Source organism: Mesorhizobium sp. B283B1A (assembly GCF_020165735.1).
GTDB lineage: Bacteria > Pseudomonadota > Alphaproteobacteria > Rhizobiales > Rhizobiaceae > Mesorhizobium > Mesorhizobium opportunistum.
Window position 1 is genome coordinate 138,278 of record NZ_JAIUIQ010000008.1, and the last position, 25,078, is coordinate 163,355.

A 25,078-nucleotide genomic window follows, 5' to 3' on the forward strand; every position below is an offset into this window, starting at 1 on the left:
CACGTTTCCAAACCTGGCTTTCATACCGGGCCTAGATCGTGAGCGAGCCACCGAGCGCCCCATGATCGGAACAAGGGGCCTGTATCCCGTCGCGCAAAACCGCTTCAGATTGCCGATTTGAAACGGCGCAATTTGGTTAAGTCCTGGAGATAAATGGCGCGCCCGAAGAGATTCGAACTCCTGACCCCCAGATTCGTAGTCTGGTGCTCTATCCAGCTGAGCTACGGGCGCGCATCAGGCCGTGTTTTCAACGACCCAGCGATCCGATCCTGAGGACCGGCCGCGAATGTGTGCAGTTCCCTAGCGACTGAATTTGCGAAAAGCAAGTCGATCCGGCAAAAGTTTTGTCACAGGCATGTCATCTGGCGATGGCGGCTCGGATCTCGACGCTCGAGGCAGCCGCGAAGTCGGTGCGATTCCAGGCTGGACGGAAAGTCTCGGGGAAGATCAGGGAAAGGATCGGGCTCGAAAGGCAAGCGCGCCCCGGGGAAGGCAGTGCGGAAGACCTCAGGCCGGGCGACGCAGGCTGCCGCGGGCCTGGTCGAGCCGCACCGGCTGGTCGGGGATGGTGACCGAGAATGTCGTGCGTCCGCCGATCGACTCCACCAGTTCCACCGTGCCGCCATGCGCGCGGATCAGTTCGTGCGCGATGGCCAGGCCGAGTCCGGTGCCGCCGCTGCGTGCCGAGCCGCGGAACGCCGCGAACAGGTTCTCGCGCGCCTTCGCCGGCAGGCCGGGACCGGTGTCGGTGACGACGATGCGGCTGACGCTGCCCATGCGTTCGGCCGAGACCGCCAGCCGGCGCACCACCGCGCTCTCGGTGTCCGCCGCCATCGCCTGCACCGAATTGCGGCAAAGATTGGTGAGCACCCGGAACAACTGGTCGGAATCGGCATCCACCTCGAACGCCGCCTCGACGGCGTTGATGAACTCGATGCCTTGTCCGATGTCGAGCAGGCCGTGCACGTCCTCGACCAGCTGGTACAGCCGCACCCGGCGGCGCGAAGGCGGCGGCTCTTGCGTGCGGCCATAGGCCAGCACGCCTTCGGAATAGGAGACGGCACGGTCGAGCGCGCGCAAAAGCTTCGGCGCGAAGGCCTGCACGGTTGGGTCCCTGACCTGGCGCAGGCGGTCCGACATCAACTGCGCCGAAGCCAGGATGTTGCGCATGTCATGGTTGATCTTCGACACGGCAAGGCCGAGGTCGGCAAGGTGCTTCTGCTCGGAGAGCATCTTTTGCAGCCGCTCCTGCATCTGCGACAGCTCGCGTTCGGCAACGCCGATCTCATCGGCGCGGGCGGCGGGGCGGATGATGCGCCCGGGATCGTCCGGAGCCTCGGAGAAGGACAGCATCGAGCGCGTCATGGTGCGGATCGGCCCGATCATGATCAGGTCGATGGCGGCGTAGACCAGCATGGCCGTGAACAGCGAGATCAGCAGCGAGACGAAGGCGACATTACGCGAATATCGCAGCATTGCATGGCGCAGGCTGTAGTCCGGCATGATCAGCTCGAATTCCTTGTCGCTGTCGCCGACCGGTCCGAAAACGCGAAGCATCCGGTCGCCGCCGAAGAACAGCGTGTCCAGCGCGCCGGTCATGCCCTTGACCATGCCGACGCTGGCAAGGTCGATGTGCTCGTCCACCTGCGGCGGCATGTCGGCCACCACCAGGAGCCGCGAGACGCCGCCATCGCGCACCGCGATCGCCTTGGCGCCGATCGCCATCAGAACGTCGTTCTGGGCCGTGCGTGACAGCGAGGTCGACTCGCCCTGCACCAGCACGATCGAGACGGCGGCGGCCGTACTCAGCCGCTCCTTGAGCCAGCTCAGCCGGTAGCTGGCGATCCAGGGCAGGAAGATGAGCACTTCGGCCAGCAGCACGAAAACGATGGTCAAAAGCAGCAGTTTCGTGGACAGGCCGCGCGACAAAGGCACCGTGCGGACGGCGGCTGGCGCTGTTCCGGTCCCTTCTCCCGCTTGCGTGGCTTCGCTCATGTAACCCTGTCTTCACAATCACTTGATCGGCCAAGATTAGGCGATCAAGGCTTTTTTGCCAATTTATCCTTTGGCCGGAACATTAAATTGCCGTCATAAAACCTACGTCCTTGGCGCGACGACCCCGGATTGACTTCCAAAACCCTTCTTTCTATAAGCCCGCTCACGCTCGGGCCATTCGTCCCGGCGCGGTTTCGATCGCGCCAAAGCCGGCCCGGCAAAGCTCCTGTTACAGAGTGACAGAATCAAGAAGGGCCGCACCCCGCGGTATTAAAACAAATGAAGCGTACCTACCAACCGTCCAAACTCGTCCGCAAACGTCGGCACGGCTTTCGTGCCCGCATGGCCACCAAGGGTGGTCGTGGCGTTGTCGCAGCTCGCCGCAACCGCGGCCGCAAGCGGCTCAGCGCCTAAGCGAGACGAGATCGTTGCCCGCAACCGGCAAGCCAGTGGGGGTCAATCCCAAGCGGCTTCTGAAACGCGCGGAATTCCTGGCCGTCCGCCGTGGTGAAAAGCGCCGCGGGCGGTTTTTCCTCGTCGAGGTCCTCGACCGCGGCGACGGCGGCGTGCCGCGTGTCGGCTTCACCGTCACCAAGAAGGTCGGCAACGCCGTTGTGCGCAACCGCGTCAGGCGGCGGCTGAAAGAAGCCGTCCGCGTCCATGCCGCAGATGACATGATGCCCGGCAATGACTATGTCATCGTCGGGCGCGACGATGCACTGCGCGCCCCGTTCGGCCAGTTGAAGGCCGAACTCTCCCGCCGACTTCGCGGAACACGATAGGCCAAGGGCTCTCGATGGAAAACAACCGGAACTTCTTCATCACCATCGCGCTGTCGGTGCTGATCCTGACTTTGTGGCAGGTTTTCTACATGAATCCGCGCGTCGAGCAGCAGCGCGAGGCCGCCAAGATCGAGCAGCAGCGCGTGGAGGAGCAGAAGAAGGCGGCCGAGGCCGCCAATCCAGGCGCTGCGACACCGGCGCCGGCGCCGGCGCGGCGCGCCCCCCCCCCCCGGGCACCATTCCCAACGCGCCCGGCGGCGACGCCGTCACCGCGGCCGGCCGCGATCAGGCGCTGGCTGCTTCGAAGCGCGTCAAGATCGACACGCCGAGCCTCGAAGGCTCGATCAACCTGACCGGCGCACGCCTCGACGACCTCAAGCTCAAGCACTACACCGAGACCGTCGACAAGAACTCGCCCGAGATCGAGCTGCTCAATCCGCAGGCGCTGCCGACCGGCTATTTCGCCGAGATCGGCTTCGTCGGCAACGACAAGACCGGCGCGGTGCCGGGTGCCGACACGGTGTGGAGCGTGGAAGGCAATCCGACGCTGAGCCCGTCGACGCCGGTGACGCTTACCTACACCAACGACAAGGGCCTGACCTTCAAGCGCGTCTTCTCGGTCGACGCCAACTACATGTTCACGGTCACGGATACGGTGCAGAATTCCGGCGCCAGTGCGGTTTCGCTGTTCAATTACGGCCGCGTCACGCGCTACGACAAGCCGGCCGTCGCCAGCACCTATGTGCTGCATGAAGGCCTGATCGGCGTTACCGGCACCGAGGGCCTGGCCGAATACAAATACGCCAAGATCGAATCCGAAAAGCAGGTCACTCCGGGCAAGTCGACCGATGGCTGGCTCGGCATCACCGACAAATACTGGGCCGTCACCCTGGTGCCGACCGAGAAGCAGCCTTTCCAGCCGCGCTATGCCTTTTTCGAGGATGGCCGGCACCGCTACCAGTCCGACTTCCTCACCGATGCAATCAATGTCGATGCCGGCCAGTCCGCGACGGTCGAGACGGAGATCTTCGCCGGCGCCAAGGAAGTGGCCAAGATCAACGCCTACGAGGCGGACCGTCATATTCGCCAGTTCAACCTGGTGATCGACTGGGGCTGGTTCTATTTCATCACCAAGCCGATGTTCTGGCTGATCGACACGCTCTACAAATTCTTCGGCAATTTCGGCCTGGCGATCCTCGCCACCACCGTCATCGTCAAGGCGCTGTTCTTCCCGCTCGCCAACAAGTCCTACGCGTCGATGGCGAACATGAAGAAGGTGCAGCCCAAGATGCTCGAGATCCGCGAGAAATACGCGGACGACAAGATGAAGCAGCAGCAGGCGATGATGGAGCTGTACAAGACCGAGAAGATCAATCCGCTGGCCGGTTGCTGGCCGGTGGCGCTGCAGATCCCCGTCTTCTTCTCGCTCTACAAGGTGCTCTACATCACCATCGAGATGCGCCACGCGCCGTTCTTCGGCTGGATCCAGGATCTGGCCGCGCCCGATCCGACCTCGATCTTCAACCTGTTTGGCCTCGTTCCGATCACGCTGCCCCACATGCTGATGATCGGCGTCTGGCCGCTGATCATGGGCGTCACCATGTTCCTGCAGATGCGCATGAACCCGACGCCGCCGGATCCGACGCAGGCCGCGATCTTCACCTGGATGCCTGTCATCTTCACGTTCATGATGGCGGGTTTCCCGGCGGGTCTCGTCATCTACTGGGCCTGGAACAACACGCTGTCGATCCTCCAGCAGGGCCTGATCATGAAGCGCCAGGGCGCCAAGATCGAGCTGTGGGACAATCTGGTCGCGCTGTTCCGGAAGAAACCGTCACCGGCTGAGTAGCCGGCCTTCTTCCTACAAAAGGCGGAGTAGCCGGCCCCCAAAAAAAGCCGAAGAGAAGATCTCTCTTCTCGAAAAGCCCGGTTCGTCCGGGCTTTTTCTTTGGGCGAGCATCGGTTCACGTTCCCGTGATCGGTGAAACTGCGAGCGGTCGCGGGGCGTGACTGCGTGTGCATTTCCAAAGGCTATCAATTCCGATCAGCCCTCACCCGGAGGAAGACCACATGCGCCTGCCGTCATTCAGGATCATCGCCCTTTCCGCATTCGTCGCTGGCGCGGCAATTGCCGCCCCGGCCTATGCCAAGAACCCGACAGTCGGCGGCGCGCCGATGTACGCCACCAAGAACATCGTCGAGAACGCCGTCAACTCGAAGGACCACACGACGCTGGTCGCCGCCGTCAAAGCGGCTGGCCTTGTCGACACGCTGCAGGGCGCCGGCCCGTTCACCGTCTTCGCGCCCACCAACGAAGCCTTCGCCGCGCTGCCGGCCGGCACCGTCGAAACGCTGCTCAAGCCCGAGAACAAGGACCAGCTCACCAAGGTGCTGACCGCGCATGTCGTGGCCGGCAAGATCTCCGGCAAGGACATGATGGCCAAGGCCAAGGCGATGGGCGGCAAATATGAGATGAAGACCGTCTCGGGCGACACGCTCACCGCCGAGGTCAAGAAGGGCAAGCTCTACATCATCGACGAGTCCGGCGGCGAGGCCAAGGTGACGATCGCCGACGTCAACCAGTCGAACGGTGTCATTGATGTCGTCAACAAGGTGCTGTTGCCGAAGTAACCACCCCGGCGAAGGGGATCAGGCAGGTCCGTTGGGGCTTTCTCGGGCTTGCCGTCTCCACCTCGTGACGAGGTCCATATTTCCTGGGAAGCCGTATCGGCAATGGACCGGAGTCCAGCAGTCCCACGCAGGGCTCCGGTTTTTTGGATATGTGAAGGCGACCGGGTTTCAGCTGTCGAGCAACCGCTCCCGGCACGTCACTCCATGTGACGGCGCTATGGTCGACCTTGGCCGGTATCAGGGCAGCGGTTTTGACAGCGCGCTGTCCAATCCGATCGTGATTTGCCGCGGCAACAAATGAGCTCCATGACAAGGAAAGCTCGCTCTCGGCCCATTGATGCTATAGGGCGGATCACGTTATTTTGACCAGGCGCACCCCGCAGTCCGGATGCGCCGACCAATCACTTCCTCGACGGATATCGACATGGACGGACCCAACCCCGGCATCAAGCACCCGATCCCGATGCATACGCGCGTCGGCTTCCTGAAGCCGCTGGTGAGTGCGCCGAACATCGAGATCGGCGACTTCACCTACTACGACGACCCTGACGGGCCGGACAAATTCGCCGACAAATGCGTGCTGCACCACTATCCTTTCATTGGCGACAAGCTGATCATCGGCAAGTTCTGCGCCATCGCCGAAGGCGCGCGCTTCATCATGAACGGCGCCAACCATGCCATGTCCGGCTTTTCGACCTATCCGTTCAACATCTTCGGCCATGGCTGGGAAAACGGTTTTGATCCGGCGACATGGTCGAAGGAAGTGCGCGGCAACACCGTGGTCGGCAGCGACGTCTGGATCGGCATGGAGGCGGTGATCCTGCCGGGCGTGCAAGTCGGCCATGGCGCCATCATTGCGGCGAAGTCCGTGGTGACGCACGATGTGCCGCCCTACGCCATCGTCGCTGGCAACGCGGCCAAGGTGGTGAAGATGCGGTTCGACGACAGGACGATCCGGCGGCTGCTGGCGGTGGCATGGTGGGACTGGCCGGTCGACAAGATCGGCCGCAACCTCGACGCCATCAGGGGCGCCGATATTTCTCTTCTGGAGGCAGCAGCTTGAACGCTTTGAACAGCACCACGATCGGCACCGACCTTTTCACGCGCGGCTGGATCTTCATCCGCGGCGTGCCGGCCATGAAGTTCCTGCCGCCGGAAGGGCCGCCGGAAATCGCCTTTGCCGGCCGCTCCAACGTCGGCAAGTCGTCGCTGATCAACGCGCTGGTCAACCAGAAGGGGCTGGCTCGCACCTCCAACACGCCGGGGCGCACGCAGGAACTCAACTATTTCGTGCCGGATGGATTTTCGGGCGAGGGCGCCGACCTGCCGCCCATGGCGCTGGTCGACATGCCGGGCTACGGCTACGCCACCGCGCCCAAGGAGAAGGTCGACGAGTGGACGAAGCTGGTCTTCGACTATCTCAAGGGCCGCGTCACGCTGAAGCGCGTCTATGTGCTGATCGACGCCCGCCACGGCATCAAGGCCAAGGACGACGAAGTGCTGTCGCTGCTCGACAAGGCGGCGGTGTCCTATCAGATCGTGCTGACCAAGACCGACAAGATCAAGGTCGCTGGCGTGCCCAGGCTGATCGAGGAGACGCTGGCAAAGATCAAGAAGCGGCCGGCGGCGTTTCCGTTCGTGCTGGCGACGTCATCGGAAAAAGGTGAGGGTCTCGAGGAATTGCAGGCCGCCATCGTGCTTGCCGCCAATGGTGGGTGACGCGGTTTCCCGTCAGGACTTTGCCTCCAGGGCAATCATCTGGTGGCGTTCTTCCTCGGCCAGGCTTGCGGTGCCGTAGGCCTTCAGGAACATATCGACGCCCGACCGGACGATGTGCTCGATCTCCTCCTGGCTCGGCGCCTTGACGCGGTAGGCGAAGATGCACTGCCGGAAAAGACCGGCAAGGCAAAGATCGGTGAACTGATAGGCGGCAAGGTCGACATCGTCGATGCGCAGCAGGCCGCGCTCGATGGCGGCGTTCAGGAAGGCCACCATCCTGTCATGGCCGCGTTTGGGACCGCGCTCGTAAAACCGCGCGCCCATGTCGGGTATCCTGTCGGAGGCGCCGATCACGGTGCGCTGCGCCTGGATGACCCTGGCCGAGGTGATCTTCATCGACAGCACCTTGCCGAACTTCACCAGCGTCTGGCGCAGATCGTCTGAACGGTCGAGCAGGTCGTACATGTTCTTGAATATGCTGCCGCGCTCTTCCTCGATCAGCGCCTCGAACAGCTCTTCCTTATTGGCGAAGTAGACATAGATGGTGCCCTTCGACACGCCGGCCTCGCGCGTGATGTCGTTCATCGAGGCGGCCTCGAAGCCCTTGTCGATGAAGACACGGCGGGCGCCGTCGATGATCTGGCTGCGCTTGACCGGATCCTGTCCGGCGGCGGGGCGGCCGCGGCGCAGGCTGTCCAGCAGATCCTCGCATTTGTCGTTTTCGGCGTCGGGCGTTGTCTCGGCCATAAAAGTCACACCTCGAAAATAATTCGAACCAAGCGGTTCGATTGCCCCTTGATATGGTCCTCTTTACGCGCTATGTCAACGTCCATCGAACCGAACGGTTCAGTCTATTATAATCTTTCCTAGAGAGATGTCATGTCCTCAAACGCGCCATCCACCGCCGAAGTCCGTCCGTTCCCCAGTGCCAAGGTTGCGCCGGCGACGGAAGCACCGGAAATTCCTGTCCAGCCGGCCGCCGCGCCGCCGCCGGAAGCCCCCGCAAAGAAAAAGCGTTCGGCGCGCTCCGTCCTGCTGCCGATCATCGGCGTTGCTCTGCTCGGCGCCGGCGCCTGGTATGGCTATGACTATTGGACGACTGGCCGTTTCATGATCTCGACCGACGACGCTTACGTCCAGGCCGACATGGCGTTCGTCTCGCCGAAGATTTCCGGCTATGTCGATCAGGTCAAGGTGAGCGAGAACCAGCTGGTCAAGGCCGGCGACCCGCTGCTGACGATCGATGACGGCGACTACAAAATAGCTGTCGCCCAGGCCGACGCGCAGATCGCCACGCTGTCGAAGACGCTAGACCGTATCGACGCGCAGACCAAGGCCGCGCAGGCTTCCCTGCAGCAGGCGCAGGCGCAGAAGGTCGCCGACCAGGCCGCAGCCAGCAATGCCGCCCGTGCCCAGCAGCGCGCCGCGCAGCTGGTCAAGACCCATGTCGGCACGCAGGCGCAATTGGACGACGCCCAGACCGCGCTCGACCAGGCCAATGCCGCGCTGGTCGGTGCCGACGCGCAGATCGCCGCCGCACAGGCCAATATCGGTGTGCTCGAAGCGCAGCGCGCCGAGTCGGCGAGCACGCTCGCCTCCTTGCAGCTCAGCCGCGACAAGGCCGCGCGCGATCTTTCCTTCACCGTGCTCAAGGCGCCCTATGACGGCGTCGTCGGCAACCGTTCCGTCGAGCAGGGCGACCTCGTCAGCCCCGGCCAGAAGCTTGCCGTCGTCGTGCCGATGGACAAGCTCTACATCGTCGCCAACTTCAAGGAGACCCAGCTTGCCCGGCTGGTTCCCGGCGAAAAGGTCAACATCGCGGTCGACGCCATCGACGGCCAGCCCATCCAGGGAACCGTTTCGTCGCTCGCTCCGGCCTCCGGCGCGGTCTTCTCGCTGTTGCCGCCGGAAAATGCCACCGGCAACTTCACCAAGGTCGTGCAGCGGGTCCCGGTCCGCATCGACGTCCGGGCCGATGCCCTCAGGACCGGCAAGTTGCGCGCTGGCTTGAGCGTTGTCGTCGACGTCGACAGCCGCACCGCACCTGCCGCGAGCACCAACTAAGCGCTTTTCGGAGGGCGGCTCGGGGGCTGATCAAGCACTGAGCCGCCCGGCCTGCCTCAAGGAGGCCCATGCAATGGCAACCGCAACAATCACCGCAGGATCGCCGCCGGCACGGCCGGCCGTCCCTGACACTATTTCCACACGCCGCATCATTGCCTTCCTGGCGATGGTGTTCGGCATGTTCATGGCGATCCTGGACATCCAGATCGTCTCCGCCTCACTTTCCGAGATCCAGGCGGGCTTGAGCGCCAGCTCCGATGAAATTCCGTGGGTGCAGACGGCCTATCTGATCGCCGAGGTGGTCATGATCCCGCTGTCGGGCTTCCTCAGCCGCATGCTGTCGACGCGCGTGCTGTTCACCATCGCGGCAGCCGGCTTCACCGCCGCCAGCGCGCTCGCGGCGACCGCCACCAACATCGATCAGATGATCGTCTACCGCGCTGTGCAGGGTTTCATCGGCGGCGGCATGATCCCGAGTGTCTTCGCGGCCGCCTTCACCATCTTCCCGCCCTCGCGCCGCGCCATCGTCTCGCCGATGATCGGCCTGGTGGCGACGCTGGCGCCGACCATCGGCCCGACCGTCGGCGGTTACATCAGCCATGCTTTTTCGTGGCACTGGCTGTTCCTGGTCAATGTCGTCCCCGGCATTCTGGTGGCGACCGCGGCCTGGTCGCTGATCGACTTCGACAAGCCCAATCTAAAGCTGTTCAACAAGTTCGACTGGTGGGGCCTCGCCGGCATGGCGGCGTTCCTCGGCTGCATGGAGTATGTGCTAGAGGAAGGCCCGAACAATGACTGGCTGCAGGATCATGCCGTGTTCATCTGCGCGATCGTCATGACCATCGGTGCAGTGATCTTCTTCTGGCGTGTCTTCACCGCCGAGGAGCCGATCGTCGATCTGCGGGCCTTCAGCAACATCAACTTCGCCTTCGGCTCGCTGTTCTCCTTCGTCATCGGCATCGGCCTCTACGGCCTGACCTATCTCTATCCGGTCTTCCTCGGTCGCATCCGCGGCTACGATTCGATGATGATCGGCGAGGCGCTGTTCGTCAGCGGCCTGGCCATGTTCGTCACCGCGCCGATCTCCGGCATCCTGTCGAGCAAGATGGATCTGCGGCTGATGATGATGATCGGCTTCTTCGGCTTCGCCACCGGCACGTGGTGGATGACGCACCTGACCGCCGACTGGGATTTCTATGAACTGCTGATCCCGCAGATCCTGCGCGGCTGTTCGATGATGCTGTGCATGGTGCCGATCAACAACATCGCGCTCGGCACCTTGCCGCCCGACCGGCTGAAGAATGCGTCCGGCCTCTTCAACCTGACGCGCAACCTCGGTGGTGCCGTCGGCCTTGCCCTCATCAACACCGTGCTGATCGACCGCAATGCTTTCCACTACGCCCGGCTGTCGGAGCACGTGCAGTGGGGCAGTGCGGCGGCCCAGCAGAAGCTGCAGAACATGACGCTCAATTTCGAGCAGACCACCGGTCTCGATGCGGCGAGTGCCGCGATCTCCAAGCTGTCGGGCATTGTCCAGCAGCAGGCGGCGCTGCTGTCCTTCATGGACGTGTTCTACATGCTGACGGTGCTGTTCGCGACGCTTGGCCTGTTCACCATGCTGATCAACAAGCCGGCCGCGCCCGGTGGCGGCGGAGGCGGCGGCCACTAAACAAAAATACCCCACGTGGGCAGCGGTTTCGGGAAGCTCCTCCAGTCCACGCCCGAAAAGCTCTGACCGCGCAAAAAACTCCGGGCCGCAAAGCCCGGAGTTTTTCGTTTGAAGCAGAATCTGTCAGGCCGTGGCGGGCTTGAAGCTCAGCGCCACGCCGTTGATGCAATGGCGCAGGCCGGTCGGCGCCGGGCCGTCGTCGAAGACATGGCCGAGATGGCCGCCGCAGCGGCGGCAATGCACCTCGGTGCGGGTCATGCCCAGCGACCGGTCCTCGGTCTTGCCGATGCCATTGGCGATCTCCTGCCAGAAGCTCGGCCAGCCGGTGCCGGAATCGAATTTCGTCTCCGAGGGATAGACCGGCAGATCGCAGCCGGCACAGGCGAAGATGCCCTTGCGGTGCTCGTTGAGCAGCGGGCTGGTGCCCGGATATTCGGTGCCTTCCTTGCGCAGCACGTCGAAGGCGGCCGGCGACAGGATGGCCTTCCATTCGTCGTCGGTCTTGGTGACCTCGAACTTCTCGGCGGCTTGAGCTGCCTGCGGGCTGCCCATGCGCAGCAAGGTGGCTGCGGCCCCGACGACACCAACGGCAGCGACGCCGCTCAAAAGAAAGTCGCGACGGTTCATGACCAGTTCCTCCGATTGTCTATTTTGCCAAACTATGCCGCCACGCGAAAGTCAAAAGCCGGTGACGGTTGTCCTCGAACGAACTCCGCGCCGTTCCACGGGTTGGCCGTGGGCGGCGCGGAGCTCGCGTGTCGCTTGCAGGTCGAGGGAGCGAGACGATGCAATCGACGGAGGGCTCTTGCAGCAGGTTCGCCTCGGCAGGCCCTTTGTTACATTTTCGGGCCGATCACATCTTCGGGAGCAGAACCTTGTCGATGACGTGGATGACGCCGTTGGATTGCTCGACATCGGCGATCGTCACATTGGCGACATTGCCGTTCTCGTCGGTAACGGTGACCTTGCCGCCATCGGCCTTGAGCGACAGCTCGCAGCCGCCGGCGGTCTTGACCTTGTGGGTGCCGCCGTCGGCCTTGGCCATCGCGGCCACGTCGGCGCCCATCGCCTTGGCGCCGATGACATGGCAGGTCAGGATCTTGGCGAGCTTGTCCTTGTTCTCAGGCTTGAGCAGCGTGTCGACCGTGCCGGCCGGCAGGGCGGCAAAGGCTTCGTTGGTCGGCGCGAACACGGTGAACGGGCCGGCGCCCTGCAGAGTCTCATCCAGGCCGGCTGCCTTGACGGCGGCGACCAGCGTCGTGTGATCCTTCGAATTGACGGCGTTTTCGACGATGGTCTTGTTGGCAAACATGGCGGCGCCGCCCACCATCGGGTTTTCGGCATAGGCGGCGGTGGCAAGCGCGGACACGGCGATGGTACCGGCAAGCAAAAGGGTGGCGAATTTACGCATGATGTAGAACTCCTCGGGTTTTCTCTTCCCATTTTTGGGGACGTGAGGAGATACGGAATACAAACGCGGGAGTTTCAGATTTTTTGTTTTTGAATTTATCTGAGCGCAGAAAGAAATTTTCCAGGCTCGGTAGTTTGCCGGCTTGGCGGCACTTTAGACATGCGGAATTATAGATAGACTTGCTATCGCCTAAATCATGGTCACAAGCGCGAACGGTCGGGCTAAATGCTCTTCAAATCGCCTGCGGCAACCACCGGTCCGGTCGGCTGCCCGGTTGGCGAACCGCCTGATGGTTCGAGGCTGACGGCCAGCACCGCGCCCTGGGCAAGTTTCTGCTGGGCTGCCGGCGAGACGACGATATGAGCCGTTGCCCCGCTCGGGATGACGCCTATCGAAACCGGTGGATTCTTGCCTTCAATCATCCAAAGTTCGAAATCCTTGCCGGACGCGCGCTCGCCGGAAACATGCGACAGGCTGACTTCATGGTGCGCGGCATCGTAGACGGCGAGGTATTTGACGTCGCTGCCGTCGGCGGCCAGCGAGGCGACTAGCCGCGTCTGCGGCTGGACGGCCGGCGGATTGACGTAGGGCACGGCGATGTAGAGCGCGAGCGCGGCAACCGCCGCCGCCGCGAGGCCGCGCCAGAAGGCGAGGCTGGACCAGAGGCCTGCACGGGGTTCGGCGGGTGCGGCTGCGGTCGATGCAAACAGGCGTCGATCGACGGCCGCCTTCACCGATGCCGGTGGCTCGATTTCCGGATAGGCGGCTGCCAATGGCGAAAGATGAACCTCCCAGCCGTCGACAAGCCGCGCGAAGTCGGTTTCGGAATCGATGCGCCTGGACGCGATCTGCCGCTCGTCCGCCGGCAGCACGCCGAGAACATATTCGGCGGCGAACATGTCGTCGCCCCCACGTTCCGGTCCATTGTCCTCTGCGAGCGTCATCTCTCCAGGCATTCTCTGAGTTTCATCAGGCTGCGGCGCAGCCAGGTACGCATCGTGTTCAACGGCACGCCGTGGCGCTCCGCCAGTTCGGCATAGCTTTCGCCCTTGAGATAAGCGCCCCGGACGGCCGCCGCCCGGTCCTTCTCCAGCTCGTCGAGGCAATGGTGGACGCGTTCGGTCTCGTCGCCCGCCACCGCCATCGCTTCAGGTCCCGGCGCCGGATCGGCCACGTCGAGCGCGGCATCGATATCGGCGGCAGGCTTGCGCCGCGCTCTGATGCGATCGATCGCATGATTGCGCGCGATCGCCACCAGCCAGGAGATCGGGCTCAGATCGGAGACAGCAAAACGGTCCGCCTTCGTCCATATCTTGACGAAGACTTCCTGCAGCGCTTCTTCAGCATCTCCCCGGTCGTTCAATACACGAAGGCATACGCCGAAAAGTTTCGCGCTGGTCTGCCGGTAGAGCAGGTCGAACGCTGCCCGATCCTTCATCGAAGTCCGGACGATCAGCTTGGTGATGTCCTGCGGCGTCATGCCGAGCCAAATTAGGCAATTGCGTTGTATTTGCAACGACGGAAATATTCGATGCACCTAAAGTTCCGGCGTCCGGACGCAGGCTTCGATTGCCAAGGGAATCGCCGCTGGCTAGCTTGGCGGCAACGGGGGGCGCACATGTCGGTCGAACGGATCCTGTGGGAAGAAGACGCAACCGGCCTTGCCGGCCTGGTGCGCAAGGGCGAGCTGTCCGCGATCGAGCTGACCGAGGCGGCGATCGCACGCGCCGAGGCCACAAGGCCTGAAATCAATGCCACGGCCGAGCCGCTCTATGAAGCCGCACGGGCGCGGGCGAAAACCATGGACCGTTCGCCGCCGCTGGCCGGCGTGCCCTTTGCCATCAAGGATCTCGGCATCGCCATCAAGGGCGTACCGTCGCATGGCGGCAGCCGCATTCCCGCCTGGCTGCCCGATGTCAATTCGGTGATGACCGAGCGCTACCTCGCCGCCGGACTGGTCCCGATCGTCACCTCGACATCGCCGGAACATGGGCTGCGGCTGATGACCGAATCCAAGGCCTTCGGCATCACTCGCAATCCCTGGAACACCGGACACACCACCGGCGGCTCGTCCGGCGGTGCGGCAGCGCTGGTCGCAGCCGGCGTCGTGCCGGTGGCGCATGCCTCGGATGGCGGCGGCTCGATCCGCGTGCCGTCCGCCTGCACCGGGCTGGTCGGCCTCAAGACCTCGCGCGGCCGCATCCCGCTGACGCCGCTGGTGAGCGAAAGCTGGTACGGCATGGTCGTCGACCATGCCGTCACCCGCTCGGTGCGCGATTGCGCGCTGCTGCTCGACCTCACCCACGGTCCCGACTCGCTGTCGCCTTACGCCGCACTGCCGCCGAAGGGCACATTCGCTGCTGCCGCCGCGCGCGATGCCGGCAAGCTCAGCCTGGCGGTCTATCGCAAGTCGCCGCTTGGCCTGCCGATTTCGGCCGAGACGGTGAAAGCGCTGGACATCGCGGTGGCGCTCGCCCGCGAGGGCGGCCACACCGTCGAGGACATTGACCTGCCCTTCATCGGGCGCGATTTCTTCGCCGACTTCTGCAGGACGGTTGCCTCCGCCGTCGCCGGCACGCTGCAGGCGGAAGCGCTGCGCGTCGGCCGTCCCGTTACCGGCGACGTCGAGCGTGCCACGCGGGTGCTCGGCCGGCTGGGCGAGATGGTTTCAGCCGGCGAGACCTATGCCGCCCTGCAGCGGCTCCACGCCGCCTCGCGTCAACTGATCACGGAGACCGCGCACTTCGACGCCGTGCTGTTGCCTGTCATCGCCCACCCGCCGCTTGCCTGTGGTGCCATGGATCCGAAAGGCGCCGATGAATTGGTCGAGAACCTGCTCGACAAGCTTCACCTCACGCCCTTGCTTAAGGTCGAGTCCGTCTTCGGCCAGCTGATGGACAAGAGCCTGTGGTTCACCCACTGGCCGGCGATCCACAATGTCAGCGGCCAGCCATCGATTGCGCTGCCGGTCCATGTCACCGATGCCGGCCTGCCGCTCGGCATCCAGGCGGCCGGCCGCCCTGGCGACGAAGAAACGCTTTTGTCCTTCGCCGCGCAGATGGAGAAGCTTTCGGGCTGGCTGAAGCGGCGGGCGCCGCTGATGATGCCGTCACAATGACGAGGCCGTGAACCCGGCGAATATGACAACAATGACATTTGCGGGCAGAGCCAATTCCCGCTAAGACGCCGCCGGTCTTAACGGTCCACGTGCCCAGCGGTTTGGGGTAACGACATGCATGAATCAAAGCCAGGGAAACCATGCCGATGACGGAGATAACCGCCACCGCCGAAATGCAGGCAGCCCTGCTGTCGCGGGCGCTGCCTTACATGCAGCGCTACGAGCACAAGACGGTCGTGGTCAAATATGGCGGCCACGCCATGGGCGATATCGAACTCGGCAAGGCTTTCGCGCGCGACATCGCGCTGTTGAAACAATCCGGGGTCAATCCGATCGTCGTCCACGGCGGCGGCCCGCAAATCGGCGCCATGCTGGCCAAGATGGGCATCGAATCCAAGTTCGAGGGCGGCCTGCGGGTCACCGACCAGAAGACCGTCGAGATCGTCGAAATGGTGCTCGCCGGCTCGATCAACAAGGAGATCGTCGCCCTGATCAATGCCGAGGGCGAATGGGCGATCGGCCTGTGCGGCAAGGACGGCAACATGGTCTTCGCCGAAAAGGCGCGCAAGACCATGATCGACCCGGACTCCAACATCGAGCGCGTGCTCGATCTCGGCTTCGTCGGCGAGCCGGTCGAGGTCGACCGCACGCTGCTCGATCTTCTGGCGCGCTCCGAAATGATCCCGGTGCTGGCGCCGGTGGCGCCCGGCCGCGACGGCCACACCTACAACATCAACGCCGATACCTTCGCCGGCGCCATTGCCGGCGCCTGCAAGGCCACGCGCCTGCTGTTCCTGACCGATGTGCCCGGCGTGCTCGACAAGAACAAGATGCTGATCGACGAATTGACGGTCGCCGAGGCAAAGGCGTTGATCAAGGACGGCACTGTCTCGGGCGGCATGATCCCCAAGGTCGAGACCTGCATCGAAGCGATAGAACGCGGCGTCGAGGGCGTCGTCATCCTCAACGGCAAGACGCCGCATTCGGTGCTGCTCGAGCTGTTCACGGAACACGGCGCCGGCACGCTGATCGTGCCCTGACGGTCCGCGGCTGTGCCGCCTGGGCGGCAGGCGGTTGGGCGGCACGCACTAGTCAGGCAGGGCGGCCACCGCCACGATCTCGATGACCAGATCGGGATGGGCAAGTGCGACCACTCCGATCACCTCCGATGGCGGCGGATTGTTGTAGCTGCAATGCTTTGGGCAATGCTCGGCAAAGAATTCATCCATCACGTCCAACCGGAAATTTGGCGAGCTCAAGGCCCCGCCGTCCGGAAACGGTCCCTTGACGTACTGGGTGATCTTGACGAGATGCTCGAGCGAACTGCCAAGCTCCTCCAAATCTGATTTGATGTTCGTCAGGATGGAGCGCCACTGCGTCGCAGCGTCACCCACGGCGCCTCCCTTGCCGCTCGACGGATCGTAGTTTTCGGCTGTGCCGGTATTTCCGGCAAGGAAGACCAACCCCTTGGCTCCCGTCACGACAGTGCCTTTCCCCCAAGGCATCAGCCGATCACCTTTCATCTTCTTATGCGTGACAAGGTTCATCGCTTCCTCCTGCCGGTAACCAACGGTTCGCAGAAAATTAGCGCACTGCCCGCCGGCCGCCAGTGACAGCCTCGCGGCGGCTACGCGTGTAGGAAGCTCAGGCGGTGCGCGATTGCGCGACGACGGACGCGGCCGGTTTTCGGGCTTGGCGCGCAAACACCATCGATTCCTCTTCGGCATCCTGCGGCGCGCCCCAGAATTCGGCGAGCGTCGGCCCGTCTTTCACCCTGATGTCACGCGCCAGAAAACCCCAGACTTCGCGGAACCAGACGCGGCGGCCCATCCGCGTATACCAGCGCATCGAATGCCGCTGCTCGGGATCCGGGTGGAACAGGATGCGCGCCAGCGCCTTTGGCCGCGACTGCACGGCGAGTTCGATCAGCTTGACCGAGAAGAACAGCATCCACGGCTTCAGCCGGGTCATGTGCAACACCTGGTGCTTGTAGTCCCACAGCCGGGCGTCCCTCTGGATCACCTTGCGGTCGCGGGCAATCCTGAAGAACGGCGTCCAGCGATGCGGCGTCACATAGAGCGCCTGGATCTGGTCGGGATCGTAGGCGATGAGCTGGCGAAAGCCGCGCCAGAGGTCGCGAAACCCCTCATCCTCGAAACCGGCCACCCAGGTCGCCATCGACAGGATGCCATGCTTTCGCAGCAGCCGGATCGCCTCGCGGTCGGATGAGGTGCTGCCACCCTTGCGGATCAATTGAAGCGTCTGCTCGTCGGTGTTCTCCATGCCGAGCAGCCAGCGGATGACACCGGCCTTGCGGTAGAGATGCAGGATGTCTGCGTCGCGCACGATGTCGTCGGCCCGCGTCGAGCCGACGATCAGCACCGGCACGTTCTCGGCGATCAATGCGTCGAGAAAGGCGCGCCAGGCCTTTTTCGACACGGTCGGGTTCTCGTCGGCGAGATTGATCAGTTTGACGCCGTGCTCGCGGTGCAGCCAGGCGATTTCCTGCGCGAACTTTTTGGGATCGCGGTGCCGCCAGCGGGTCCAGAAGCCGCGCTGGCCGCAATAGTTGCACAGATGTGGGCAGCCGCGCGAAAACTGCATGACCACGGCGCGCTTGCCGCCCCAGTAGCTGTAGCGGCTGTGGTCGATCAGCTCCCAGCCGACGCGGTAGGCGTCGATCTCGATGATGGTCATCGCCGGTTGCGTCGCGAAGGGCCGGCGCAGATCGTCGCGAAAGGCGATACCGGCGACGCTTGCCGGCGGCTGGTGCATTTCCAGCGCCTCGACCAGCGCCACGACGGTCGCCTCGCCCTCGCCGCGCACGATGAAGTCGAAGACATCGGTCGCCCCGAGGATGTCGCGCCAGTGATAGGTCGGGAAGACGCCGCCATAGATGACGATGGTCGCCGGTTCGCGCGCCTTGATCATCCCGGCGATCAAAAGGGCGGTCGGGTGCGCCGAGGTCGAGCCGGAATGGCCGATCAGGACGAAGTCCGGTCGATCGTCGAGTGCGCTGCGCACCACAATGTCGAGCGGCAGCGGTCCGAATTCGGCATCGACCAGCCGCACCTCATGGCCGGCGTCGATCAGCGGGCCGCCAACCGCCAGCAGGCCAAGCGGCGGCAGATGATCGTCCGGCACGCGGCTGCCGATAGCGGTGTGCGGCGGATTGATCAGGACGATTTTCATGGCCGACCTCCTGGAGGGATGATCCGCGCATGCTGGTCCGCGATGTGGACCCCGGCTTGGCCTGTTTCAGCAGTTTGCGTGCAGCTTCTCCGCAGGAATGCGGAGGGCGGGCGATGTCATCGCTTCAGGTGCGCCAGCGGCACGTGTCCGGGCCCCTTGATGTTCTGCAGCACCAGCTGGGTGTGCACGTCGCGCACACCGTCGAGCCGCATAAGCCGATGCATGACGAAGGCGTTGAGCTCGTCGACCGACGGCACCATGACATGCAGCAGGAAATCGTGGTCGCCGGTCATCGTCCAGCACGATGACACTTCGTCCATGCGCTGCACCGCGGCAATGAAGCTTTCGGGCGAGCCGTCGCTGTGGCTGACCAGGCGCACCTGGATGAAAACCTCGACCATCAAGCCGACCGCGCGGCGGCTGATCACCGCCGCAAAGCCCTTGATGATGCCGACATCCTGCAGTGCCTCGAAGCGCCGCGCGCACGGCGTCGTCGAAAGGCCGATCTCCTGCGCCAGCTCCGACACCGGCTTGCGGCCGTCGCGCTGCAGGACATCGAGCATCTTGATCTCGAAATCATCGAACTGAGGCATTTTCACTCCTCCAATACGGATTTTGAGTGAATGTTATCCCGAATATTGCAAGCGAACCATCATCAAAACCGATTTGCCTCGCCGAATCCGGTTAGCTTTCCGGCAGTCTGCCATTCGTGATTTGCAGGGAGAAAAACCATGACGACGATGAGCGTTGCCGAATATGCCCGCGACTGCGCGGCGCAAGGGTTGCGCGGCGACTATTCGGTCTGCCGTGCCGATTTCACCGTGGCGCAGGGTTATGACTACAGCGCCGAAGAACAGGCCGTGTGGCGCACTTTGTGTGACCGCCAGACCAAGCTGACGCGCAAGCTCGCCCATCATTCCTATCTCGACGGTGTCGAGAAGCTCCACCTGCTCGACCGCATCCCCGATTTCGAGGACGTCAGCGCCAAGCTGCGCAAGCTGACCGGCTGGGAGATCGTCGCCGTGCCGGGGCTCATACCGGCCGCCCCCTTCTTCGATCATCTCGCCAATCGCCGCTTCCCGGTCACCAACTGGCTGCGCAGCAGGCAGGAGCTCGACTACATCGTCGAGCCGGACATGTTCCACGATTTCTTCGGTCACGTGCCGGTGCTGTCGCAGCCGGTGTTCGCCGACTTCATGCAGATGTATGGCAAGAAGGCCGGCGACATCATAGCGCTCGGCGGCGACGAGATGATCACCCGGCTCTACTGGTATACGGCCGAATACGGCTTGATGCAGGAGGCAGGCCAGCCGCTGAAGGCCTTTGGCGCCGGCCTGATGTCGTCCTTTACCGAATTGCAGTTCGCCGTCGAGAGCAAGGACGCCCATCACGTGCCCTTCGACCTCGAAACGGTGATGCGCACCGGCTACGAGATCGACAAGTTCCAGCGCGCCTATTTCGTGCTGCCGTCCTTCGACGCCCTGCGCGATGCCTTCCAGACCGCCGATTTCGAGGCGATCGTCGCGCGCCGCAAGGGCCAGCCAGCACTCGACCCGGCGACAGTCTAGTGGATCCGGCTCCGGTGTTTGAGGCGCGTTGCGTGAATCCGTTTCGACGCAACGCGCTTCGGGCGCTTTGATCTCGCCAGGCTATTGCATGGCAGACGGGTTCATCCACAGGAACTCCCAGACATTTCCGTCCGGGTCTTCGATGTGGCGGTTGAACATGAAACCGAGATCCTGCGCTGGATTGGGATCGGCGCGGCCGCCTGCCGCCACGCCCTTCTCGATTATGGCATTGACCTCGTCCCTGCTGTCGGTGGTGAGCGCGATCAGCATCTGGCTGTCACGCTTGGGGTCGCCGATCTGCCGCGCTGTGAACTGGCTGTAATGCTGGTGCGTGAGCAACATGACACCGATCGAGTCTGAGAACATGATCGAGCTGGCCTGGTCGTTCGAGAACTGCGGATTAAGCGTGCCCCCGATCGCGAGATAAAAGTTGGTCGCTGCCTGCAGGTCGCGCACCGGCAGATTAAGAAAGATCATCTTGGTCATCGGTCTAGGCTCGCCTTCGTTGACAGGGTACTAGTCAGTCCAGTACCGTTTCAGAGCTATCATACGGGAACGGTACCGTCTAGTACTGGTTGAGGGGCGCCATGGAAATAGAAGGTGAGACCAGATCGGCACGCAAGGATCGTGAAATCATCCAGGCGGCCACGGCGGCGTTCATCGGCAAGGGCTATGATGGAACCAGCATGGAGGAAATCGCCACCAGGGCGGGAGCTTCCAAGCAGACCATCTACAAGCATTTCACGGACAAGGAGACGCTTTTCGGCGAAGTCGTCCTATCAACCGCTACCCAGGTCAACGATGTCATAGAGTCCGTGACGACACTGCTTTCCGAGGCGAAATTCATGGAGGGCGGCCTGCAGCAGCTTGCTCGACGTTTGGTAACGATGCTCCTGGATGAAGAGTTGTTGAAGCTGCGGCGCCTGATCATCGCCAACGCGGATCGAATGCCGCAGCTTGGCCGCAGCTGGTACGAAAAAGGTTTTGAGCGCATGCTTGCCTCGACGGCGTCCTGCTTTCAAAAGCTCACCGATCGAGGGCTGATGCAAACCAGTGATCCCCGTCTGGCAGCCAGCCATTTGTTTGGAATGCTTCTTTGGATTCCCATGAATGAAGCTATGTTCACGGGAAGCAATCCGCGCTCCAAGGCCGAACTTGAACGGCACGCGGATGCCTCGGTAGAGGCGTTTCTTGTCGCCTATGGAGTCCAGCCGAAATAGTCCGGCTCCTGCCGGTGTTCGCTGTAACGCCGCGAACACGTAGCCTCTATCGCCCGGCTTGCGATGGAATGGTATGGCTGGGGCTCTCCCATCGGCCTCGGCATCCTGCTCGTGGCGCTTGCCGCCGCCGTGCTGGTGCGCATCGCCGTCCCCGGCCTTTGAGCCGATATCAAGCGTCTGCCGGCGCCATTATCGGCGCCGGCCGAGGACCGTAGGAACTCAGACGCTGACCACCTTGGTCAGATGTTCACCCAGCCGGCAGGCCAGCGCGGTGATCGTCGTTGTGGGGTTGGCTTGGCCCGACGTGCAGAACACCGAAGAGCCGCCGACATAGAGATTGTCCATGCCATGCACCTTGCAGTTGGCGTCGACCACGCTTTTGGTGACGTCGGTGCCCATGCGCGTGCCGCCCATATGGTGGTGTCCTGCGGTCTCGTCGTTGGTCGGGTAGTCCTGGCCGTTGGCGATCCAGTCGGCGATGCGCACTCGGCCGAGATTCTTCTCGATCAGCGTCGTGCCGAACAGCCTGAGCCCTTCGAGAAGGGTACGGCGTTCCAGGTCCGATTTCTTCCAGTGCAGTTCGATGCGCGGCACGCCGGCGTGGTCGACATCGGTCTTCGACAGTTCGATCTGGTTGGAGGCCCGCGGCGCCTGTTCCCAGGCGACATAGAGCTGGGCCGCGCAGCGCAGATTCTGGCTCAGCTTGGAGGACATCCACTCGGCCATGTTGGGCGCCGTGCAGGCGAGATCGGCGATCAGGCTCTTGACCCCCGGATACGGCGTCTCGATCAGCCGGATACCGAAATTCATGATCTGCAGGCGCTCCATCGCGGCGAGCGTCGGCGAGAAGAAGGCCTCGTTGACGGCATCGACCTCGAACGCGCCGTAGTCGGCCAGGATGGCATTGCCGCCCTCGAAGGTCGGGTGCTCCATCCAGTAGCGGCCAAGCGCCGCCGCATTCGGCACGACGCCGCCGTTCGAGCGCCGGTTCGACCACAAAAGCAGCCGCGAATTCTCCAGCCCGCCAGTGCAGACGATGAAATAGTCGGCATTGAACGTTCCGGCATCCTGGCCGTCGGACCACAGTCTGGCGCCGGTCACCCGTTTGCCGTCGCCGGCAAGTTCGGTGGCATAGGTGTTGAGCACGACGGCGATGTTCCCGCTCTTGTCGAGTTCGTGGCCGAATTTCTCGGCGAAACGCACCGCCGGGCTCTTGATCAGCTGCACCCAGCGAATGTCGTCCGATATCGGCACATCCGGCCGGAAATCGGGTAGGTCGAGGATGTCATGCACCTCATTCAGGTAGGGCTCGATGTCGGCGCGGCGGATTGGCCAGCCGGTGTCGGGTGCCCAGGCCTTCGGCTCGAAATCCTGCTTGTCGAGCACACGGCACCATCCGGCCCAGTGATTGGAGCTGCCGCCCATGAATCGCAGGCGGGTGATGTCGAGGTCGAAATAGAAGTCGCCGACCGTGGCGCCGCGGTAGAAATCCTGGGATTCGTCGCTGAAATCCCGCGCGCCGGCTTCCAAAACCACGACTGGAATGCCGGCGGCACCGAGCTTGCGGGCAATGGTGGTGCCAGCCGGGCCGGAACCGAGGATGCAGACCTTGGGTCTGAAATTGGCGGCGCGATACGCCTCGTAACTGTCGAAGATCATGCCAGATCGCTCCGCTTCAGGATCCAGCCATTGACCTCGACGATTTCGCTCGGGTCGGCCAGTGCATCGACCCGGGATGCGCCGGTATGGGCCGCGTCGGCGTCAGGCGATTTGCGGAACAGGGACAGGGCTGGCATTGCGATCAGCGCCTGCATGATCGTGCGGCGCGACATTTCTTTGAAGAAACTCATGACTGGTCTCTCGATGGGGGCCTCGGCTGCGCATGGCGTTCCCGGAACGGGACATGCATCGGGGAAGAAGCTTGTTTCGTGCCAAACCTAACCGTGAAGCCGTTTCAAGCCGGATAATGGCGCGGCCGGCTGCAAACAAAGTTAGAAATCTCTTGACGGCGGCGCTGGCTTGAGTGGCCCATGGGCCCGGTCTCCCGGCCATTCGCCGGCGGCTTATGCGGCGGCAGAGATATCCGTATCGAGGACCGACAGGTTGCGGCCCGCGTGCTTGGCTTGATAGAGGCGCCGGTCGGCGGCACGCATCAGCTCCGATACATTGGCTTCCTCGCCGCAGACGGTGCCGCCGATGCTGACGGTCAGCGGAATGGTCCGCTCGTCGACGGGCCGGAAGCGAATCAGCTCGACCTCGCGGCGAATGCGCTCGGCGACACGCTTGGCCTCCTGCTCGGTGGCTCCGACCAGGAACGCGCCGAACTCCTCGCCGCCGATGCGGCCGAGCACGTCGCCGTGGCGCACGCCGCGCTCGATCGCGCTGGCGATCAGCAGCAGCGCATCGTCACCGGTCAAGTGACCGAAACTGTCGTTGATCTTCTTGAAATGATCGGCGTCGATGATCAGCAGCGCGCCGCGATCGGACTTGCGTCGGGAGCCATCCAGCGCGGCGAAGAAGCTCTCCCGGTTGAGCATGCCGGTCATGTCGTCGCGGCTTGCCTTTTCCGCCAGGCGGCGATGCGCGGCGGCCAGCTGGGCGTGCGCCCGGGCAAGTTCGCGATGCGCATTCTTCAGCCTGTCGCTCTGCCAGAAGGTGCTGGCACAAGCAACCCAGGCGAGTACCAGCGGACAAACAGTCGAGGTCAGCCAGATCGTCCGGCTCATCGGAAATCCCATGGCCGGGACGATGATCAGGGTTAGCAGGAGAGAGATGGCGACTGAGGCGAAAGCGATGGCGGCGGACTTCAGAATTATGGTGTTCATCGCTGGCTCCCACAGGACTGTCTCTGTGCCAGCAAGCCCTGAATGCCACCTTTCCCGGATGCCTAAAATTTGAATCGTGAGCCTGTTTTTGCTACTCGGGTCGCGCGGAAGTTGTGGATAAAGTGCATTTCGGAATGCGCGTTTCATGCCATAAGGGGCACATGACCACGCTCCCCGATCCCGCTCGCTTCGCTCATGTCACCGACTGGGTGTTCGATCTCGACAACACGCTCTATCCGCACCATTCGAATCTGTTCTCGCAGATCGACGTCAAGATGACCGCCTATGTCGGCGAGTTGCTGGCGCTGCCGCGCGATGAGGCACGCAAGCTGCAGAAGGAGCTTTATCTCGAATATGGCACGACGCTGAACGGGCTGATGACGCGCCACGCCATCGACCCCGACGATTTCCTCGAGAAGGTCCACGACATCGACTATTCGTGGCTGGTGCCCGACCCCGTTCTCGGCACCGCCATCCGGCAGCTTCCCGGCCGCAAGTTCATCTTCACCAATGGCGACCGCAGGCACGCCGAGCGCACCGCGCGCCAGCTCGGCATCCTCGACCATTTCGACGACATCTTCGATATCATCGCGGCCGACCTCAATCCCAAGCCGGCGCGCCAGACCTACGAGAAGTTCGCCGAACTGCACGCCGTCACCGGCCACAATGCGGTGATGTTCGAGGATCTTGCCCGCAACCTTTCCGTGCCGAAATCACTGGGCATGACCACCGTCCTGGTGGTGCCGCGCAATTTCGAGCCGACCTTCTCCGAAATATGGGAGCGCGACCCCGCGCAAGAGGACGACGTCGACTTCGTCACCGACGATCTGGCGACGTTTCTCACGGCGATTGTGGAAGGGGTAGAGGAATTGAAGAACTGAGGA

Annotated in this window: 25 protein-coding genes, 1 tRNA gene and 1 pseudogene; 13 read left to right on the top strand and 14 right to left on the bottom strand. The window is 63.1% G+C overall.

What is annotated here, in order from left to right; genetic code table 11:
• Positions 1-154 precede the first annotated feature (154 nt).
• A tRNA-Arg gene (locus LB577_RS09105) sits at positions 155-231 on the bottom strand.
• Positions 232-507: 276 nt separating this feature from the next.
• Complete coding sequence (locus LB577_RS09110; protein ID WP_023765439.1) at positions 508-1,995, bottom strand: ATP-binding protein; 1,488 nt, start codon at positions 1,993-1,995, stop codon at positions 508-510.
• Between the two features lie 279 nt (positions 1,996-2,274).
• Between LB577_RS09110 and rpmH the strand changes: the two genes are divergently transcribed.
• The 6 genes and pseudogenes from rpmH to yihA all read left to right on the top strand — a co-directional run bounded on the left by rpmH (position 2,275) and on the right by yihA (position 7,127).
• Entirely contained in the window at positions 2,275-2,409 is a 135-nt protein-coding gene (gene rpmH / locus LB577_RS09115; protein ID WP_008833937.1) for a 50S ribosomal protein L34, read from the top strand.
• Between the two features lie 14 nt (positions 2,410-2,423).
• Positions 2,424-2,777 carry a ribonuclease P protein component gene (rnpA, locus tag LB577_RS09120; protein ID WP_013891888.1) on the top strand — a complete coding sequence of 118 codons (354 nt, stop codon included), beginning with the start codon at positions 2,424-2,426 and terminating at the stop codon, positions 2,775-2,777.
• A gap of 14 nt (positions 2,778-2,791) precedes the next feature.
• Positions 2,792-4,626, top strand: a pseudogene (yidC, locus tag LB577_RS09125) (membrane protein insertase YidC).
• A 221-nt stretch (positions 4,627-4,847) separates the two neighbouring features.
• Entirely contained in the window at positions 4,848-5,408 is a 561-nt protein-coding gene (locus LB577_RS09130) for a fasciclin domain-containing protein (RefSeq protein ID WP_224686450.1), read from the top strand.
• Between the two features lie 424 nt (positions 5,409-5,832).
• The gene (locus tag LB577_RS09135) at positions 5,833-6,471 is read left to right on the top strand and encodes a CatB-related O-acetyltransferase (protein WP_224686451.1); all 639 of its coding nucleotides are present in this window, start codon (positions 5,833-5,835) and stop codon (positions 6,469-6,471) included.
• Positions 6,468-7,127 (top strand): ribosome biogenesis GTP-binding protein YihA/YsxC, encoded by a 660-nt coding sequence (gene yihA / locus LB577_RS09140; protein ID WP_013891880.1) that lies wholly within the window; start codon positions 6,468-6,470, stop codon positions 7,125-7,127. The genes LB577_RS09135 and yihA overlap by 4 nt, the downstream gene beginning before the upstream one ends.
• Positions 7,128-7,139: 12 nt before the next feature.
• Here yihA and LB577_RS09145 read toward each other — a convergent pair whose 3' ends face one another.
• A complete protein-coding gene (locus LB577_RS09145) occupies positions 7,140-7,874 on the bottom strand; it encodes a TetR/AcrR family transcriptional regulator (protein ID WP_224686452.1) in 735 nt (244 codons plus the stop codon).
• Positions 7,875-8,006: 132 nt separating this feature from the next.
• Between LB577_RS09145 and LB577_RS09150 the strand changes: the two genes are divergently transcribed.
• Positions 8,007-9,191, top strand: a complete 1,185-nt coding sequence (locus LB577_RS09150; RefSeq protein ID WP_224686453.1) for an HlyD family secretion protein — start codon at positions 8,007-8,009, stop codon at positions 9,189-9,191.
• 73 nt (positions 9,192-9,264) lie between these two features.
• Positions 9,265-10,860, top strand: a complete 1,596-nt coding sequence (locus LB577_RS09155) for a DHA2 family efflux MFS transporter permease subunit (protein WP_224686454.1) — start codon at positions 9,265-9,267, stop codon at positions 10,858-10,860.
• 123 nt (positions 10,861-10,983) lie between these two features.
• Here the strand turns inward: LB577_RS09155 and msrB are convergent, their stop codons facing one another.
• From msrB to LB577_RS09175, 4 genes are all read right to left on the bottom strand, one after another.
• Positions 10,984-11,487 carry a peptide-methionine (R)-S-oxide reductase MsrB gene (gene msrB, locus LB577_RS09160; RefSeq protein ID WP_140575313.1) on the bottom strand — a complete coding sequence of 168 codons (504 nt, stop codon included), beginning with the start codon at positions 11,485-11,487 and terminating at the stop codon, positions 10,984-10,986.
• Positions 11,488-11,713: 226 nt separating this feature from the next.
• Positions 11,714-12,271: a fasciclin domain-containing protein gene (locus LB577_RS09165; RefSeq protein WP_224686455.1), complete on the bottom strand. Its 558-nt coding sequence runs from the start codon at positions 12,269-12,271 to the stop codon at positions 11,714-11,716.
• Between the two features lie 221 nt (positions 12,272-12,492).
• Positions 12,493-13,215: an anti-sigma factor domain-containing protein gene (locus LB577_RS09170; RefSeq protein WP_224686456.1), complete on the bottom strand. Its 723-nt coding sequence runs from the start codon at positions 13,213-13,215 to the stop codon at positions 12,493-12,495.
• Positions 13,212-13,751 (bottom strand): sigma-70 family RNA polymerase sigma factor, encoded by a 540-nt coding sequence (locus tag LB577_RS09175; RefSeq protein WP_140575302.1) that lies wholly within the window; start codon positions 13,749-13,751, stop codon positions 13,212-13,214. The genes LB577_RS09170 and LB577_RS09175 overlap by 4 nt, the downstream gene beginning before the upstream one ends.
• Positions 13,752-13,889: 138 nt before the next feature.
• On the opposite strand from LB577_RS09175, the gene LB577_RS09180 reads away from it, so the two are divergent.
• On the top strand, positions 13,890-15,389 hold the full coding sequence (locus LB577_RS09180; RefSeq protein ID WP_224686457.1) for an amidase: 1,500 nt from the start codon (positions 13,890-13,892) through the stop codon (positions 15,387-15,389).
• A gap of 146 nt (positions 15,390-15,535) precedes the next feature.
• Positions 15,536-16,429: an acetylglutamate kinase gene (gene argB / locus LB577_RS09185; protein ID WP_224686458.1), complete on the top strand. Its 894-nt coding sequence runs from the start codon at positions 15,536-15,538 to the stop codon at positions 16,427-16,429.
• Between the two features lie 48 nt (positions 16,430-16,477).
• Here the strand turns inward: argB and LB577_RS09190 are convergent, their stop codons facing one another.
• The 3 genes from LB577_RS09190 to LB577_RS09200 all read right to left on the bottom strand — a co-directional run bounded on the left by LB577_RS09190 (position 16,478) and on the right by LB577_RS09200 (position 19,174).
• Positions 16,478-17,092: a RidA family protein gene (locus LB577_RS09190; protein ID WP_224686459.1), complete on the bottom strand. Its 615-nt coding sequence runs from the start codon at positions 17,090-17,092 to the stop codon at positions 16,478-16,480.
• Positions 17,034-18,581 (bottom strand): magnesium-protoporphyrin IX monomethyl ester anaerobic oxidative cyclase, encoded by a 1,548-nt coding sequence (bchE, locus tag LB577_RS09195; RefSeq protein WP_224686460.1) that lies wholly within the window; start codon positions 18,579-18,581, stop codon positions 17,034-17,036. The genes LB577_RS09190 and bchE overlap by 59 nt, the downstream gene beginning before the upstream one ends.
• A 116-nt stretch (positions 18,582-18,697) precedes the next feature.
• Complete coding sequence (locus LB577_RS09200; RefSeq protein WP_224686461.1) at positions 18,698-19,174, bottom strand: Lrp/AsnC family transcriptional regulator; 477 nt, start codon at positions 19,172-19,174, stop codon at positions 18,698-18,700.
• 138 nt (positions 19,175-19,312) lie between these two features.
• Between LB577_RS09200 and phhA the strand changes: the two genes are divergently transcribed.
• Positions 19,313-20,149 carry a phenylalanine 4-monooxygenase gene (gene phhA, locus LB577_RS09205; RefSeq protein ID WP_224686462.1) on the top strand — a complete coding sequence of 279 codons (837 nt, stop codon included), beginning with the start codon at positions 19,313-19,315 and terminating at the stop codon, positions 20,147-20,149.
• An 81-nt stretch (positions 20,150-20,230) separates the two neighbouring features.
• Here the strand turns inward: phhA and LB577_RS09210 are convergent, their stop codons facing one another.
• A complete protein-coding gene (locus tag LB577_RS09210; protein WP_140575282.1) occupies positions 20,231-20,635 on the bottom strand; it encodes a VOC family protein in 405 nt (134 codons plus the stop codon).
• A gap of 101 nt (positions 20,636-20,736) precedes the next feature.
• Here LB577_RS09210 and LB577_RS09215 point away from each other — a divergent pair, with 101 nt between their 5' ends.
• The gene (locus LB577_RS09215) at positions 20,737-21,369 is read left to right on the top strand and encodes a TetR/AcrR family transcriptional regulator (protein ID WP_013891865.1); all 633 of its coding nucleotides are present in this window, start codon (positions 20,737-20,739) and stop codon (positions 21,367-21,369) included.
• Between the two features lie 219 nt (positions 21,370-21,588).
• Here LB577_RS09215 and LB577_RS09220 read toward each other — a convergent pair whose 3' ends face one another.
• The 3 genes from LB577_RS09220 to LB577_RS09230 form a co-directional block, all read right to left on the bottom strand.
• Positions 21,589-23,028, bottom strand: coding sequence for a GMC oxidoreductase (locus LB577_RS09220; RefSeq protein ID WP_224686463.1), 1,440 nt, complete (start codon positions 23,026-23,028; stop codon positions 21,589-21,591).
• On the bottom strand, positions 23,025-23,219 hold the full coding sequence (locus tag LB577_RS09225; protein ID WP_224686464.1) for a hypothetical protein: 195 nt from the start codon (positions 23,217-23,219) through the stop codon (positions 23,025-23,027). The genes LB577_RS09220 and LB577_RS09225 overlap by 4 nt, the downstream gene beginning before the upstream one ends.
• 213 nt (positions 23,220-23,432) lie before the next feature.
• Positions 23,433-24,194: a GGDEF domain-containing protein gene (locus tag LB577_RS09230; RefSeq protein WP_023765460.1), complete on the bottom strand. Its 762-nt coding sequence runs from the start codon at positions 24,192-24,194 to the stop codon at positions 23,433-23,435.
• Between the two features lie 161 nt (positions 24,195-24,355).
• On the opposite strand from LB577_RS09230, the gene LB577_RS09235 reads away from it, so the two are divergent.
• A complete protein-coding gene (locus LB577_RS09235; RefSeq protein WP_224686465.1) occupies positions 24,356-25,075 on the top strand; it encodes a pyrimidine 5'-nucleotidase in 720 nt (239 codons plus the stop codon).
• Positions 25,076-25,078 lie beyond the last annotated feature (3 nt).

Bases quoted from the DNA above. Each gene is read 5' to 3' on its own strand.
- LB577_RS09110 (WP_023765439.1), bottom strand. From the start codon at position 1,995: ATGAGCGAAGCCACGCAAGCGGGAGAAGGGACCGGAACAGCGCCAGCC.
- rpmH (WP_008833937.1), top strand. From the start codon at position 2,275: ATGAAGCGTACCTACCAACCGTCCAAACTCGTCCGCAAACGTCGGCAC.
- LB577_RS09130 (WP_224686450.1), top strand. From the start codon at position 4,848: ATGCGCCTGCCGTCATTCAGGATCATCGCCCTTTCCGCATTCGTCGCT.
- LB577_RS09135 (WP_224686451.1), top strand. From the start codon at position 5,833: ATGGACGGACCCAACCCCGGCATCAAGCACCCGATCCCGATGCATACG.
- LB577_RS09145 (WP_224686452.1), bottom strand. From the start codon at position 7,874: ATGGCCGAGACAACGCCCGACGCCGAAAACGACAAATGCGAGGATCTG.
- LB577_RS09150 (WP_224686453.1), top strand. From the start codon at position 8,007: ATGTCCTCAAACGCGCCATCCACCGCCGAAGTCCGTCCGTTCCCCAGT.
- LB577_RS09155 (WP_224686454.1), top strand. From the start codon at position 9,265: ATGGCAACCGCAACAATCACCGCAGGATCGCCGCCGGCACGGCCGGCC.
- msrB (WP_140575313.1), bottom strand. From the start codon at position 11,487: ATGAACCGTCGCGACTTTCTTTTGAGCGGCGTCGCTGCCGTTGGTGTC.
- LB577_RS09165 (WP_224686455.1), bottom strand. From the start codon at position 12,271: ATGCGTAAATTCGCCACCCTTTTGCTTGCCGGTACCATCGCCGTGTCC.
- LB577_RS09170 (WP_224686456.1), bottom strand. From the start codon at position 13,215: ATGACGCTCGCAGAGGACAATGGACCGGAACGTGGGGGCGACGACATG.
- LB577_RS09175 (WP_140575302.1), bottom strand. From the start codon at position 13,751: ATGACGCCGCAGGACATCACCAAGCTGATCGTCCGGACTTCGATGAAG.
- LB577_RS09180 (WP_224686457.1), top strand. From the start codon at position 13,890: ATGTCGGTCGAACGGATCCTGTGGGAAGAAGACGCAACCGGCCTTGCC.
- argB (WP_224686458.1), top strand. From the start codon at position 15,536: ATGACGGAGATAACCGCCACCGCCGAAATGCAGGCAGCCCTGCTGTCG.
- bchE (WP_224686460.1), bottom strand. From the start codon at position 18,581: ATGAAAATCGTCCTGATCAATCCGCCGCACACCGCTATCGGCAGCCGC.
- LB577_RS09200 (WP_224686461.1), bottom strand. From the start codon at position 19,174: ATGCCTCAGTTCGATGATTTCGAGATCAAGATGCTCGATGTCCTGCAG.
- phhA (WP_224686462.1), top strand. From the start codon at position 19,313: ATGACGACGATGAGCGTTGCCGAATATGCCCGCGACTGCGCGGCGCAA.
- LB577_RS09210 (WP_140575282.1), bottom strand. From the start codon at position 20,635: ATGACCAAGATGATCTTTCTTAATCTGCCGGTGCGCGACCTGCAGGCA.
- LB577_RS09215 (WP_013891865.1), top strand. From the start codon at position 20,737: ATGGAAATAGAAGGTGAGACCAGATCGGCACGCAAGGATCGTGAAATC.
- LB577_RS09220 (WP_224686463.1), bottom strand. From the start codon at position 23,028: ATGATCTTCGACAGTTACGAGGCGTATCGCGCCGCCAATTTCAGACCC.
- LB577_RS09225 (WP_224686464.1), bottom strand. From the start codon at position 23,219: ATGAGTTTCTTCAAAGAAATGTCGCGCCGCACGATCATGCAGGCGCTG.
- LB577_RS09230 (WP_023765460.1), bottom strand. From the start codon at position 24,194: ATGAACACCATAATTCTGAAGTCCGCCGCCATCGCTTTCGCCTCAGTC.
- LB577_RS09235 (WP_224686465.1), top strand. From the start codon at position 24,356: ATGACCACGCTCCCCGATCCCGCTCGCTTCGCTCATGTCACCGACTGG.